This window comes from Candidatus Protofrankia datiscae (assembly GCF_000177615.2).
GTDB classification, from domain to species: Bacteria; Actinomycetota; Actinomycetes; order Frankiales; family Frankiaceae; genus Protofrankia; species Protofrankia coriariae.
In genome coordinates this window covers 3,286,118-3,299,881 of sequence record NC_015656.1, presented here as the reverse complement: position 1 = coordinate 3,299,881, position 13,764 = coordinate 3,286,118, and the positions used below count along the sequence as shown (strand labels likewise).

10 protein-coding genes and 1 pseudogene are annotated in these 13,764 nt (G+C 71.3%); all 11 read left to right on the top strand.

Annotated elements, in window-relative coordinates; all coding sequences use genetic code 11:
- The first annotated feature begins 11 nt into the window (after positions 1-11).
- The 11 genes and pseudogenes from recD2 to FSYMDG_RS13665 all read left to right on the top strand — a co-directional run bounded on the left by recD2 (position 12) and on the right by FSYMDG_RS13665 (position 13,727).
- A complete protein-coding gene (recD2, locus tag FSYMDG_RS13715) occupies positions 12-2,234 on the top strand; it encodes an SF1B family DNA helicase RecD2 (protein WP_013874022.1) in 2,223 nt (740 codons plus the stop codon).
- A 619-nt stretch (positions 2,235-2,853) separates the two neighbouring features.
- Positions 2,854-3,219 (top strand): TcmI family type II polyketide cyclase, encoded by a 366-nt coding sequence (locus FSYMDG_RS13710; RefSeq protein ID WP_013874021.1) that lies wholly within the window; start codon positions 2,854-2,856, stop codon positions 3,217-3,219.
- Complete coding sequence (gene accA / locus FSYMDG_RS13705; RefSeq protein WP_013874020.1) at positions 3,216-5,060, top strand: acetyl-CoA carboxylase carboxyltransferase subunit alpha/beta; 1,845 nt, start codon at positions 3,216-3,218, stop codon at positions 5,058-5,060. The genes FSYMDG_RS13710 and accA overlap by 4 nt, the downstream gene beginning before the upstream one ends.
- Positions 5,057-5,683, top strand: a complete 627-nt coding sequence (locus FSYMDG_RS13700) for an acetyl-CoA carboxylase biotin carboxyl carrier protein (protein WP_013874019.1) — start codon at positions 5,057-5,059, stop codon at positions 5,681-5,683. The genes accA and FSYMDG_RS13700 overlap by 4 nt, the downstream gene beginning before the upstream one ends.
- Before the next feature lie 32 nt (positions 5,684-5,715).
- Positions 5,716-7,083: an acetyl-CoA carboxylase biotin carboxylase subunit gene (locus FSYMDG_RS13695; RefSeq protein ID WP_013874018.1), complete on the top strand. Its 1,368-nt coding sequence runs from the start codon at positions 5,716-5,718 to the stop codon at positions 7,081-7,083.
- Positions 7,080-7,340, top strand: a complete 261-nt coding sequence (locus FSYMDG_RS13690) for an acyl carrier protein (protein WP_013874017.1) — start codon at positions 7,080-7,082, stop codon at positions 7,338-7,340. Before FSYMDG_RS13695 ends, FSYMDG_RS13690 begins: the two co-directional genes overlap by 4 nt.
- 121 nt (positions 7,341-7,461) lie before the next feature.
- Positions 7,462-8,025 (top strand): SRPBCC family protein, encoded by a 564-nt coding sequence (locus FSYMDG_RS13685; protein WP_013874016.1) that lies wholly within the window; start codon positions 7,462-7,464, stop codon positions 8,023-8,025.
- A 43-nt stretch (positions 8,026-8,068) separates the two neighbouring features.
- Positions 8,069-8,467 (top strand): annotated as a pseudogene (locus FSYMDG_RS13680) (cupin domain-containing protein); the annotation flags it as partial.
- Positions 8,468-8,634: 167 nt separating this feature from the next.
- Complete coding sequence (locus FSYMDG_RS13675) at positions 8,635-10,014, top strand: beta-ketoacyl-[acyl-carrier-protein] synthase family protein (RefSeq protein ID WP_013874014.1); 1,380 nt, start codon at positions 8,635-8,637, stop codon at positions 10,012-10,014.
- Entirely contained in the window at positions 10,011-11,249 is a 1,239-nt protein-coding gene (locus FSYMDG_RS13670) for a beta-ketoacyl synthase N-terminal-like domain-containing protein (RefSeq protein ID WP_013874013.1), read from the top strand. Before FSYMDG_RS13675 ends, FSYMDG_RS13670 begins: the two co-directional genes overlap by 4 nt.
- Complete coding sequence (locus FSYMDG_RS13665) at positions 11,250-13,727, top strand: FAD-dependent monooxygenase (RefSeq protein WP_013874012.1); 2,478 nt, start codon at positions 11,250-11,252, stop codon at positions 13,725-13,727. It begins immediately after the preceding gene.
- Positions 13,728-13,764 lie beyond the last annotated feature (37 nt).

Here is a 13,764-nt window from a genome sequence, read left to right as displayed (position 1 = left end):
TCGGTACTGGCATGGCAGCAGGGCAGCCGTTCCACGGATCGGTGCTGGACGCGGTACTGGAACGGATCACCTATGCCAACGAGGAGACGGGCTATACCGTCGCCCGGGTGGACGCGGGGCGGTCCGGTGAGCTGATCACCGTGGTGGGCGCGCTGCTGGGCGCGCAGCCGGGTGAGTCGCTGCGGATGCGGGGGCGGTGGGGCTCGCATCCACAGTACGGCCGGCAGTTCCACGTCGAGGACTACACCACCGTGCTGCCGGCGACGATCCAGGGTATTCGGCGGTATCTCGGCTCCGGGCTGATCAAGGGTATTGGGCCGAGGCTCGCCGAGCGCATTGTCGAGCATTTCGGTATCGATGCCCTGGACGTCATCGAACAGCATCCCGAACGGCTGATCGAGGTCCCGAAACTCGGCCCCAAACGGACGAAGGCGATCGCGGTTGCCTGGGAGGAACAGAAGGCCATCAAGGAGGTGATGGTCTTTCTCCAGGGCGTCGGGGTGTCCACGTCGCTGGCGGTGCGAATGTACAAACAATATGGCGACCGGTCGATCGAGGTGGTGCGCACCCAGCCGTACCAGCTGGCCACCGACGTGTGGGGCATCGGGTTCCGTACCGCGGACACGATCGCCAGGGCCGTCGGGATTCCGCACGACAGCCCGCAGCGGATAAAGGCCGGGCTGGTGTTCACCCTGTCGGAGTCCACCGGGGACGGGAACTGCTTCCTGCCCGAGCAGCGGCTGATCGCCGAGGCGATCAAGATCCTGCAGGTCGACGCCGGCGCGGTGATCGAGTGTCTGGCCGAACTCGTCGCCGAGGAGGGCGTCGTCCGTGAGGAGATCCCCGGCGAGGATCCGGACGCCCCCGTCGCCGCGGTCTACCTGGTGCCCTTCCACCGCGCGGAGATCTCCCTGGCCGGTCAGCTCCTGCGGCTGCTGCGCGCGCCCGCCGACCGGATGCCGTCGTTCGCCGACGTCGACTGGGACAGGGCGCTGGTCTGGCTGCACGAGCGGACGCGCACCGAACTCGCCCCCGCCCAGCGGGCGGCGGTGAAACTGGCCCTGACCGAGAGGGTCGCCGTCCTCACCGGCGGGCCGGGATGTGGCAAGAGCTTCACCGTACGCTCCGTAGTCACGCTTGCCCAGGCCAAGGGCGCGAAGATCGTGCTGGCCGCGCCCACCGGCCGGGCGGCCAAGCGGCTCACCGAGCTGACCGGGCACGACGCGTCCACCGTGCACCGGCTGCTGCAGCTGCGTCCCGGCGGGGACGCGGCCTACGACCGCGACCACCCGCTGGACGCCGACCTCGTCGTGGTCGACGAGGCGTCCATGCTCGATCTGCTGCTGGCCAACAAGCTGGCCAAGGCGGTCGCGCCCGGGGCGCACCTGCTCCTGGTCGGCGACGTCGACCAGCTCCCGTCCGTCGGGGCCGGGGAGATCCTGCGCGATCTGCTGGCGGCGGGGACACCGGTCCCGCACGTGCGGCTGACGCACGTCTTCCGGCAGGCGCAGCAGTCCGGGGTGGTCACCAACGCGCACCGGATCAACAGCGGCGAGCACCCGCTGGTGCGCGGCCTGTCGGATTTCTTCTTCTTCGCCGCGGACGAGACCGAGGAGGCCGCGGCGATGACCGTGGACGTGGTGGCCCGGCGGATCCCCGCGAAGTTCGGGCTGGACCCGCGCCGCGACGTGCAGGTACTCGCGCCGATGCACCGCGGCCCGGCCGGCGCCGGCGCGCTGAACACGCTGTTGCAGGAGGCGCTCACCCCGGCGCGTCCCGACATGCCCGAACGCCGCGCCGGCGGGCGGATCTTCCGGGTCGGCGACAAGGTCACCCAGATCCGCAACAACTACGACAAGGGAGCCAGCGGCGTCTTCAACGGCACCCTGGGCGTGGTCACCGGTATCGACCTCGACGAGCAGAAGGTCACGGTGCGTACGGACGAGGACGAGGACATCGACTACGACTTCACCGAGCTGGACGAACTCGTCCACGCCTACGCCGTGACCATCCACCGTTCGCAGGGCAGCGAGTACCCGGCCGTGGTCATCCCGGTCACCACCAGCGCCTGGATGATGTTGCAGCGTAACCTGCTGTACACGGCGGTCACGCGGGCTCGTAAACTGGTGGTGCTGGTCGGGTCACACCGAGCCATCGGCCAGGCCGTGCGCACGGTCAGCGGCGGTCGCCGCCACACCGCCCTCGACCACCGGCTACAAACGTCCGCTTCGTAACACCGCCTGATCTCAGATCTCGGGTCTCAGATCTCGGGCCGCCCTGGTCCGCCCTCCCGACCCAGGCTCCTCCTCCGGGCTCGCTCTGATCGTTGGTCGGAGGTCGAATCGCGGGAATGAGGGGGCAAGTGGTTGCCGTGGTAGCCATTTCCGTACTCGCTCCGTACTCGCTCCGTATTCGCCTTCCCGGGCGGGGCGGACGGCTGGCCGGTGTTGTTGGTGGATTGTGTTTGCTGGCTCGCTCGTCGGGCCGGCCGGCCCGGTGGGTCGACCCGGTAGGACGCGCCGCGGGTGGGTGGCCGGCCGTCGGCCGCTGAGCCGACCCAGCGGCCGACCCGGTGGCTGGCCCGCCAGACCGACCCTGTGGTCGGCCTGGCGGGCCGACTCGGCGGGGCGGTGCGGCGGGAGTGGCGGGCTGGTGTGGGTGGCTTCGGGGAGGGGCGGTCGCTCTCTGGCAAAGGTCACGCAGACGGCACCGGTGGACGCGCTGTGTGATCACCCTTACTCTCGGTAGGGGGGTCGGTCTGAACCGGAACGTTGTCGCCGTGAATGGGTCAGTGACCCCGCCGGCCCCGGTCCCGGGGTTTTCCCGGCCTGTTCGGTGGAGGGGGACACCAATATGCACAGATCCTTGATTGTTGCCAAGATCGCGCCCGGCGCGGAAAAGGACGTCGCACGCATCTTCGCGGAATCGGACGCGACCGGACTTCCGCGGATCGCCGGCGTCACCCGCCGTTCGCTCTATTCGCTCGGGGATCTCTACGTCCACCTGCTGGAAACGGCCGGGGACGGCCGGCAGGCGGTGGACAACGCGCGCGGCCACGAGGAGTTCAAACGCGTCAGCGCGCGGCTGTCCCACTACATTCAGCCCTATCTGCCGACCTGGCGGTCACCCGAGGACGCGATAGCGCGGTGTTTCTACACCTACGAGGCCGGCTCCGCCGGCGGCACCCATGGGGCCGGCTCTGCCGGGGAGGCCGCGTGAGGGCCACGGTCGCCGAGGCGGACGTGGCCGCCTGGAGCCGGTGCGGCTCCTGCACCGCGCTCGTCTACGGCAAACGGCTGGCCCGCAACCTCTACGTGTGCCCGGAATGCGGCCACCACGACCGGCTGACCGCCACCCAGCGGATCGACCAGCTCCTCGATCCCGGCAGCTTCCGGCCGCTGCTGGTCGAACCCGTCCACTTCGACATCCTCGGGTTCACCGACACCCGGCCGTACGCCCAGCGCTGGGAGGCGGCCCGGCGGGAGACCGCGCTGGCCGAGGCGGTGCTGTGCGGCGCCGGAGCCATCGGCGGCCACGGGCTCGTCGTGGCCGTGATGGACTTCCGTTTCCTCGGCGGCAGCCTCGGCTCGGCGGTCGGCGAAATGATAACGCTCGCGGTGGAACTCGCCGTGGACGAGGCGCTTCCCCTGCTCGTCGTCTCCACCTCCGGCGGCGCCCGGATGCAGGAGGGCTGCCTGTCGCTGATGCAGATGGCCAAGACCGGTATCGCCGTCGAACGGCACCGGGAACACGGCCTGCTGTCCATCAGTCTGGTGACCGACCCGACCTACGGCGGGGTGGCGGCGTCGTTCGCGACCAACACGGACGTGATCGTCGCCGAGTCCGGCAGCCGGATGGGTTTCGCCGGGCCCCGGGTCATCCGGCAGACCATCGGGCAGGAGCTGCCCGCCGAGTTCCAGAGCAGTGGTTTTCTCGCCAGCAAGGGGCAGGTCGACATCGTCGCCGACCGGACGGACCTGCGGACGGTGCTGGGCAGGCTGCTCGCGGTCGGCCGGCGGGAGCAGCGGGACATCGACCCGTCGACCGACCTGCCGGCGGACGAGCCGGCCGGCGAGCCGGCGGACGGGTCGGCGCGGCAACCTGTCGGGGCGTCGGCCGGCCCGGCCACCGGCCGGCCGCCGGCCGGCCGGCCTGTACCGGCCGGCTCCGGCGTGCTCATCACCGACCCGGAGCGGCTGGTCCAGCGGGATCCGTGGGAGACCGTCCGACTGGCCCGGGACAGCGCCCGCCCCACCGTCCGGGACTACCTCGCCCGGTCGTTCGACTCCTTCATCGAGCTGCGCGGTGACCGGCTGTACGGGGACTGCAGCGCCGTCGTGGCGGGCATCGCGGAGATCGACGGGCTTGCCGTGGCCGTGGTCGGGACCGAGAAGGGGCACTCGACCACGGAACTCGTCGCGCACAACTTCGGCATGCCCCAGCCCGAGGGCTACCGCAAGGCCATGCGGGTGATGTCGCTGGCGGCGCGGCTCGGCCTGCCCGTGGTGACGCTGATCGACACCCCCGGCGCCTACCCCGGCCGGGAGGCCGAGGAGCGGGGGCAGGCGTCCGCGATCGCGCACGCCATCCAGCGGATGTCCGCGCTGTCCACACCGGTCATCGCGGTGATCACCGGTGAGGGCGGCAGCGGCGGCGCGCTGGCGCTCGCCGTCGCCGACCGCGTCCTGGTCGCGGAGAACGGCGTGTTCTCCGTGATCAGCCCCGAGGCGTGCTCGTCGATCCTCTGGAACGACACGCAGGCCGCGGCCGAGGCCGCCCGCGCGCTCGGCCTGAACGCCCCGTGGCTGCTGCGGCTGGGCATCGTCGACGCCGTGGTACCCGAGCCGCTCGGCGGCTCCCAGACGGATCACCTTGCCGCCGGCAACCTGCTGCGCCAGGCGGTGCTCGAGGCCCTGCGCCCGCTGCTGGCACTGCCGGCGGCCCACCTGATCCGGGCCCGGCGCTCGCGCTTCCGCCGCTTCGGTCAGGCGGCCGTCACCACCCCCACCGACATCGCGCCGCCGCAGCCGCGCGAACGACATGAGGAGAAGGCCGTATGAGGCCGGCCAACATCAGCGACCAGCGTCAGCACGTCCTGAGCCGTCTGCACGAGCACGCAACCCGGCTGGCCGGGGAACTGCCCGGCCAGCTCGGCCGCATCCGCGTCTGTTCCGGGGACGTCGCCATCGAAGTCGAGTGGTCGCGGGCGACCCCCGGCGCGCAGCAGGCGGCGCTGCCGGAAAACGTCGGCGCGCTCATCCCGGCACCGTCCACCGGCGACACGGCTGTTGAGCGGACGGTTGCCACGCGGGCGGCCACCGGGGCGCCGGCCGCCGGAAACGGCGCCATCGTCAGCGGTGCCCCCGCGAACGGTGCGGCCGTACCCGGCGCCACGGCAAACGGGGCCGCCGCGAACGAGGCTGGTGAGAATATCGCGGACGCCGACGTGGCCGTTGTCACGGCCCCGATCGTCGGGACTTTCTATCACGCGCCCGAACCGGGGGCGGAGCCTTTCGTCACGGTGGGGAACGTCATCGACGCGGGCGCGACGATCGGCATCATCGAGGCGATGAAACTGCTGAACCCGGTGACCGCCGACATCGGCGGGACGGTGGCCCGGATCTGCGTCGGGAACGGGGAGACGGTCGAGTTCGACCAGGTCCTCGTCGAAATAGCACCGTAGCGGCAGTCTCATTTCACGCGGGGGGTGAAGATTTGTTCCAGAAAGTTCTCATCGCGAACCGCGGCGAGATCGCGCTACGGGTGGCCAGGGCGTGCCGTGAGCTCGGTATCCGGACCGTCAGCGTCTATTCGACGGCGGACCGGGACTCGCTTGTCCATCGCCATACCGACGAGGCGGTGTGTATTGGGCCGCCACCGCCACGGCGCAGCTACGCCAACGCCGCGGCCATCGTCGAGGCGGCGAGAATGACAGAGGCGGACGCCGTCCATCCCGGCTACGGGTTTCTCTCCGAGGATCCCGACTTCGCGGAGATATGCGCCGACGCCGGCCTGGTGTTCATCGGCTCGCCGCCGGCGGTGATGGCCTCGCTGGGGGACAAGAGCGTGGCCCGGGCCCTGATGCGCAGGGCGGGCCTGCCGCTGCTCACCGGCAGCGCCGATGTCGCGCGCAGCGTCGCCGACGCGCGCGACATCGCCGACGCCATCGGATATCCCGTCATCATCAAGGCCGCGGCCGGTGGCGGTGGGCGCGGCATGACGGTCGTGCGCTCGGCCGCGCAGCTCGCGACCGCGTTCGCCGACACCCGGGCGGCGGCCCGGGCGGTCTTCGGCGACGACCGGATCTACGTGGAGCGCTTTCTCGAACGGGCCCGCCACGTCGAGGTGCAGATCCTCTGCGACGGGCACGGTGCGGGCATCCACCTGGGCACCCGGGACTGTTCGGTGCAGCGCCGCCACCAGAAGCTGGTGGAGGAGGCGCCCGCGCCCGAGCTCGACCCCGACCGGGTGGCCGAGATGTGCCGGGACGCGGTGCGTGGCGCGCTGTCGGTCGGTTTCACCGGCCTGGGCACGGTCGAGTTCCTGGTGGACGAGGACCAGAACCACTATTTCATCGAGATCAACAGCCGTATCCAGGTGGAACATCCGGTCACCGAGATGGTGACGGGCTGCGATCTCGTCCACGAGCAGCTCCATGTCGCGGCCGGCACGCCGTTGCGGCTGCGGCAGGAGGACGTCGTCCTGCGCGGGGTCGCCGTCGAGTGCCGGGTCAACACCGAGGATCCGGACCGCGGGTTCACCCCGGCCGCGGGCCGGCTGGACCGCTTCGCCCCGCCGGCCGGCCCGTTCGTCCGGGTGGACACCCACGGCTTCCCCGGATACCGGGTCAGCCCGTACTACGACTCGCTGCTGGCCAAGGTGTCGGTCTGGGCGCCCAGCCGGGCCGAGGCGCTCAGCCGGGCCGAGCGCGCGCTCGGCGAGTTCGACGTCGACGGGCCCGGTGTACGTACCACTATTCCTTTCATCAAACGTGTGCTGGCCGACACCGAGTTCCGCAAGGGACGGTATTCGACCAGCCTGGTCGACCGCCTGACAGCGGACTCCGGAAAGGTGCGGCGATGAGTGTTGAAGCTACCGGGGAGACCCGGTCCGTCGTGACAGCGGCCACGATCCGCGAAATTCTCGTCGAGCGGGCCGGTGTGGATCCGGACGTTTTCACCGGAAACGAGTTGCTTTCTCTCGCGGAGCTGCAGATCGACTCACTGGCCGTTCTCGAGCTGCAGGCGGTGCTGGTCGAGAGGTTCGGTGTGGAGATTCCCGACGAGTCCGTCACGATGACCGTGGGGGAGATCGCCGCCGTCGCGAACGAGGACCGGTGAAAGAAGGTCCATGAACGAAGACCTGTGAAAAGGCCGGCGAACGAAGGCATCCGGGTGGCGTCCCGTGGGCGAGGGCCTGCGGGAGAAAATCCGGGACGATTTCAGGGAGGTCTCGTAGGAGATGCCGGGACACACACAGAACTCGGTGTTCATCGCTGCTCCGTTCGACGTCGTCTGGGACGCGACGAACGACCTGGAGAACTGGCCCGACCTGTTCACGGAGTACGCCTCGGTGGACATTCTCGAACGCGAGGGGAACACCGTCCGTTTCCGGTTGACCATGCATCCGGACGAGAACGGCCAGATCTGGTCGTGGGTCAGCCAGCGAACGGTCGACCGCGACCTGCGTGAGGTGCGCGCGCACCGGGTCGAGCCCGGCCCGTTCCAGTACATGAACATCTACTGGTCGTACGAGGAGCTCGACGGCGGCGTCCGGATGACGTGGCTGCAGGACTTCGCCATGCGCCCGGACGCGCCGGTCGACGACGAGGCGATGACCACCCGGATCAACGCCAACTCGGTGATCCAGATGGAGATCATCCGGGACAAGGTCGAGAAGCTGGCGGCCGGCGGGGCCGGTGTCACCAGCACAGCCGGCGTGACCAGAACAGCCGGCACGGCCGGCACAGCCAGCACAGCCGGTGTGACCGGCGCGGCCGGTAGGGCTCGCGACGCGGGCGCATGACGAGTGAGCACGGGCGCATGACAAGTGAGAGGGAGTACCGGAGATGGCTGTCGCATCCTGCTGTCGACATGTGGCCGTCCGCGATGTTCCACCGGACCGGCGGCGCGGGGGAGAGCTACGGGTGCTGCTCGGTCCGCGCACGGTCGGTAGCACCTCGGGCTTCATGGGCGTGGCCACCCTGCTGCCCGGCGAAAAGATCGCCGAACACTACCATCCGTACAGCGAGGAGTTTCTGTACGTGGCAACAGGGAGCATCGTCGTCGACTGCGACGATGTCCCGGTGGCCGTCGCGGCCGGCGAGGGGCTCTACATCCCGATCGGGGCGCGCCACCGGCTGCGCAACACCGCGGGCGAGCCGGCGTCGGTGGTCTTCCACCTCGGTCCCCTCGCACCCCGTCCCGAACTCGGGCACGTGGACACCGAGAACGCCGAGGACACCGGGAAAGCCGTGGACACCGGGAACGCCGGGGAGGCCCGGGGGAGCGGGGACGCCCGGCAGGCCGTGACCGTAACCGCCGACCAGGCGCGCTCCGAGCCGCAGCTGCCTGACCAGGTGAGTACCGGCCAGGTGGGCAGCGAACGCGCCGACGGTGATCCGGTGGCCTCGGCGTGAGCGGCCACCGCCGCGTGGTGGTGACCGGGGTGGGTGTGGTCGCGCCGGGCGGGGTGACGCGGGAGACGTTCTGGTCCACCGTGACGGCGGGGCGGACCGCCACCCGGCGCATCACCCTCTTCGACGCGTCGCCGTTCCGCTCCCGGGTCGCCGCCGAGTGCGACTTCGACCCGGCCGCCGCCGGGCTCACCCCCCGCCAGATGCGGCGCTCCGACCGCTACATCCAGTTCGCCATGGCCGCCGCCGCCGAGGCCGTCGCGGACAGCGGGCTCGTCCTCGACGAGCCGACCGCGAACGCCACCGGCGTGACGATGGGCACGGCGGTCGGGGGCACCACGGCGCTGGAGACCGAGTACGTCGTGGCCAGCGACAGCGGCCAGCAGTGGCTGGTCGACCCCGACTACGCGTCGCCGTTCCTGTACCAGGCGCTGATGCCGAGCAGCCTGGCGGCCGACGTCGGCTGCCAGTTCGGCGCCCACGGCCCGGCGCAGGTCGTCTCCACCGGCTGCACGTCCGGGATCGACGCCATCGGCTACGGCTACCAGCTCGTCGCCGACGGGGAGGTGAAGGTGATGATCGCCGGTGCGTCGGACTCCCCGATCTCCCCGGTCACGCTCGCCTCCTTCGACGCGATCAAGGCGACGTCGCCGGACGACTCCGACCCCGAGCACGCCTCCCGGCCCTTCGACCGGGACCGTAGGGGCTTCATCCTGGGCGAGGGCGGCGCCGTCCTCGCCCTGGAGGAGCTGGAGCACGCCCGGCGCCGCGGCGCGCACATCTACTGCGAGGTCGCCGGGTTCGCCACCCGCAGCAACGCCTTCCACATGACGGGGCTGCGTCCCGACGGGGCGGAGATGGCCCGGGCCATCTCCGACGCGCTGGCACAGGGCCGGCTGGCGCCGACCGCCGTCTCCTACATCAACGCCCACGGCTCGGGGACCAAGCAGAACGACCGGCACGAGACGGCTGCCTTCAAACGGGCGCTGGGCGAGCACGCCTACCAGGTGCCGATCAGCTCGATCAAGTCCATGGTCGGCCATTCGCTCGGCGCGATCGGCGCGATCGAGATGGCCGCCTGCGCGCTGGCCATCGAGCACGGGGTGGTCCCCCCGACGGCGAACTGGGCCAACCGTGATCCGGAGTGCGATCTCGACTACACGCCGAACACGGCGCGTGAGCACAAGGTCGACGTTGCGCTGTCGGTCGGCAGCGGTTTCGGGGGCTTCCAGTCGGCCATGGTCTTCCGGTCCCTCACCCGGAGCAGCCGGCATGCTGGAGGCCTGCCGGCTGCGGAGGGTGACAAGCAGGCATCGGCCCCCAACGGCCTGCCAGCCGCGGAGGGCGCTGGGAAGAGGAAAGCGGGGGTTGGACGGTGACGCCGCGCGCTGTGATCACCGGGATCGGGATCGTCTGCGCGAGCGGGATCGGCGTGGACACGTACTGGAAGACCGCGCTGTCCGGGGAGACCCGGATCGGGCGGATCACCCAGTTCGACCCGTCACGCTACGACACCACCCTGGCCGGTGAGGTCGAGGGTTTCGGGGCGGCCGAGCACATGCCGAGCCGGTTCGTCGTGCAGACGGACCGGTGGACGCACCTGGCCTTCTGCGCCGCCGGCCAGGCCCTGGCGGACGCGGGGATCGACCCGGAGGCCCTCGACCCGTACGACATGTCCGTCGCGCTCGCCAGCGGCTCGGGGGGCAACGCGTTCGGCCAGCGCGAGCTACAGCACCTGTGGAGCTCCTCGTCCCGCACGGTCGGCGCCTACCAGTCGATCGCCTGGTTCTACGCGGCCACGGTGGGGCAGTTGTCGATCCGGCACGGCATGAAGGGGCCGTCGGTGGTCCTGGTGTCGGAGAGCGCCGGTGGCCTGGACAGCTTCGCCCACGCGGCGCGGCTGGTCCGCCGCGGGACCCCGGTGGTGCTCGCCGGCGGAACCGAGGCACCGCTGTCCCCGTACGCGCTGACCTGCCAGCAGCACAACCATGCCATGACGTCCCGCACCGACCCGGCCCACGCCTACTGCCCGTTCGACATCGACGCGGACGGTTACGTCCCGGGGGAGGGGGGTGCCGTCTTCGTCGTGGAGGACCTCGACCACGCCCTGGCCCGCGGCGCCCCCGTGATCTACGGGGAGATCGCCGGGGCGGCGGCCACGTTCGACGGCCGCCCGTCCCGGCGTCGCGGCGGCTTCGACGTGGAGCAGTACGCCCGGGCGATGACCACGGCGCTGCACCGGGCGGGCCGGCGTCCCGAGGATGTCGACGTGGTCTTCCCCGACGCGCTCGGGCTGCCCGCCGCCGACCGCGACGAGTCCGCCGCGCTACGGGCCGCATTCGGCTCGGCGTCACCGGTGGTGACGACACAGAAGCCACTGGTGGGGCGGCTCTACCAGGGTGGGGCCGCCCTGGACGCGGCCACCGCCCTGCTGGCCATGCGGCACGATCTGCTGCCGCCGGCGGGTGTCCGTACGCCCGCGCCCGGATGCGACCTGAACTTCGTCGCCGAGGTGACCCCCACGCCGGTCACCACCGCAATGATCAACGCCCGTGGTTTCGACGGGTTCAACGCGTCGGTCGTCCTACATCGCTATCAGCAGGAGGAGAAATAGATGCCCAACGTGGACGCGACCGGCGGCCCCGGGGTGGGGGCGGTGGTGCGCACGGCGCTCAGCACCGCCACCGACACGGTGCGCACGCTGCTGCGCATGCGCGCCCGTCCCGGCCGTGAGCAGGAGTTCGAAAGCGCCTGGCTGAAGGCGGCGGAGGTCATCAGCACGGTGCCGGGGAACATCCGCCAGGACCTGATGCGCAACCCGGACCGGCCCGGCGAGTACGTGATCGTGGCCGACTGGGAGAACCGCTCGGCGCTGGACGCCTTCGGGCGCAGCTCGCACCGGGACCAGCTCACCGCCGCCCTGCGCGACCTGCGCGACGACGCCGAACGCAACACCTATGACGTGCTGCACACCCTGGACGGGCGGGGGCCGGCGGTGCGGGTGCTGGTCACCACCACCGTGCCCCCCGGCGAGGAGGACGCGTTCGAGCAGGCGTTCCTCGAGGTCGCCGAGGCCATGCGCGGGGTGGCCGGCCGGGTCCGGGAGGAACTGCTGCACGAACCCGGTACCGGCACGTTCCACCTGCTGGCGGAATGGGCCTCCGAGCAGGCCTTTCTGGCCTGGGTGGGGGATCCGAACCACAGCGACCGCACCAGGCAGCTCATCCCCTTCCTCGACCGTGGTTTCTCCCGCCGCATCTTCTCGATCGTCGCCCGCCCGCCGGAGGACGAGGTGAACGCCGGCGCGAGCCCCGAGGCGGCCATCGGCGCGGACGCCGCCGGCGTGAACGCCCGCCCCAGGCCGGGGGCGGCCCCGCAGCAGCGCCCGACAGCGGCCCTGAGCACGGCCGCGTCCGCGATCGTCCGGCCGCAGGTTGCCGGTGCCCGGCGGCCGGAGCCGGACGCGGCAACCGACGTGCTGGTCGTCGGCGCGGGACCGACCGGCCTGACCCTCGCCATCGAACTCGCCCGCCGCGGGGTCGCCTGCCGGCTGGTGGACAGGAGCACCGAGCCGCCGGGCCAGGCGGACAAGGCCATCGGCGTGCACTGCCGGACGATGGAGATCTGGGAGGACCAGGGCATCGTCCAGGAGGCGATGGACGCCGGCATCTGGCTCAACGGCCAGATCGTCGTCGTCAACGGGCACCAGACCCACCGCGTCGAGTGGGACCTGCCGGAGCTGCCGTACGCCCACCTCGGGCTGCCGCAGTACGAGACGGAACGCATCCTCACCGACCGTTTCGCCGCCCTCGGCGGGACGATCGAGCGGGGCGTCGAGCTGCGCGGCCTCACCCAGGACGCCGCCGGTGTGACCGCCCGGCTGTCGGCCGCCGACGGTGAGACGACGGTGCGCGCGAAGTATCTGGTGGGATCCGACGGCGCGCACAGCACCGTCCGCAAGGAGCTGAACCTGGCGTTCAACGCGGGCGCCGGACGGTTCCCGCAGCTGTTCATGCTCGCCGACGTCGAGGTCGACTGGTCGCTGCCCGAGGGCTATCTGCTGCGTTTCCTGCACGAGACCGACGGCAAGATGGACGGGATGCTCGTGTGCGTCCCGTTGCGGGGCCAGGGCCGTTACCGCATCGCGACCATGGCCCCGCCGCGGATCATGGCCGAGGCCGCCCGCACCGACGTGCCGCCCGGTTTCACGAAGGAGTACGAACCGCCGACGCTGGCCGAGCTCCAGGTCGCGCTCGACGGGCTGGCGCCGCCCGGGACGACCGCGCGCAACCTGCGCTGGTCGTCGATCTTCCGGATCAGCCACGGGATCGTCGACCGTTACCGGGTCGGCCGGGCGTTCGTCGCCGGTGACGCCGCGCACCTGCATCCGCCGGCGGGCGGGCAGGGCATGAACACCGGCATCCAGGACGCCTACAACCTCGGCTGGAAGCTCGCGCTCGCGGCGGGTGGGCACGCCGGGCCGGACCTGCTCGACAGCTACGAGGCCGAGCGCCGCCCCGCCGGGGAGTCGGTCATGGGCCGCGCCGTACGGGTCGCGTTCACCGACGAGATGGACAACGAGGACGAGAAGGCGCAGTTCCTCGACGAGATGCAGATGACCCTGACCTACCGCGGCACCCCGCTGGTCGGGGAGGCGCTGGGCTGGGACGCCCCGGACCGCGGGCCGGCGGCCGGCGACCGCGCGCCGGACGTGCACGGGCTGGCCCGCCGCGGGGTCGGGCACCGGCTGCGGCTGTTCGAGCTGATCCAGGGCAGCGGGCACACGCTGCTGTTCTACGGGGACGCCTCCTCGACCGAGGAGGACCTGCGCGGCTACGAGAAGATCGCCGCGGCGATCCGGCGGCAGGCCGCGGGGCTGATCAACGTCTACGCCGTGCTGGACCCGGACGCCGTCGCTCCCGCGGGCCTTGACCTGCCCGTCATCCGCGACACCGAGCGTGACTACCGGTCCGTCTACGCGACCACCGGGCCGTGCGCCCACCTGATCCGGCCGGACGGGCACGTCGGCTTCCGCAGCAGGCCGGTCCTTGCCGGCGCCCTTGAAGATCACATACGTGCCGTTTTCGGGTGACGACAGCCGATTGCGCTTCGGCGTACGGCCGCGACGA

Excerpts from the sequence above, each read along its gene's own strand:
- FSYMDG_RS13685 (WP_013874016.1), top strand. The coding sequence starts at position 7,462 with ATGCCGGGACACACACAGAACTCGGTGTTCATCGCTGCTCCGTTCGAC.
- recD2 (WP_013874022.1), top strand. The coding sequence starts at position 12 with ATGGCAGCAGGGCAGCCGTTCCACGGATCGGTGCTGGACGCGGTACTG.
- FSYMDG_RS13665 (WP_013874012.1), top strand. The coding sequence starts at position 11,250 with ATGCCCAACGTGGACGCGACCGGCGGCCCCGGGGTGGGGGCGGTGGTG.
- FSYMDG_RS13710 (WP_013874021.1), top strand. The coding sequence starts at position 2,854 with ATGCACAGATCCTTGATTGTTGCCAAGATCGCGCCCGGCGCGGAAAAG.
- FSYMDG_RS13700 (WP_013874019.1), top strand. The coding sequence starts at position 5,057 with ATGAGGCCGGCCAACATCAGCGACCAGCGTCAGCACGTCCTGAGCCGT.
- FSYMDG_RS13690 (WP_013874017.1), top strand. The coding sequence starts at position 7,080 with ATGAGTGTTGAAGCTACCGGGGAGACCCGGTCCGTCGTGACAGCGGCC.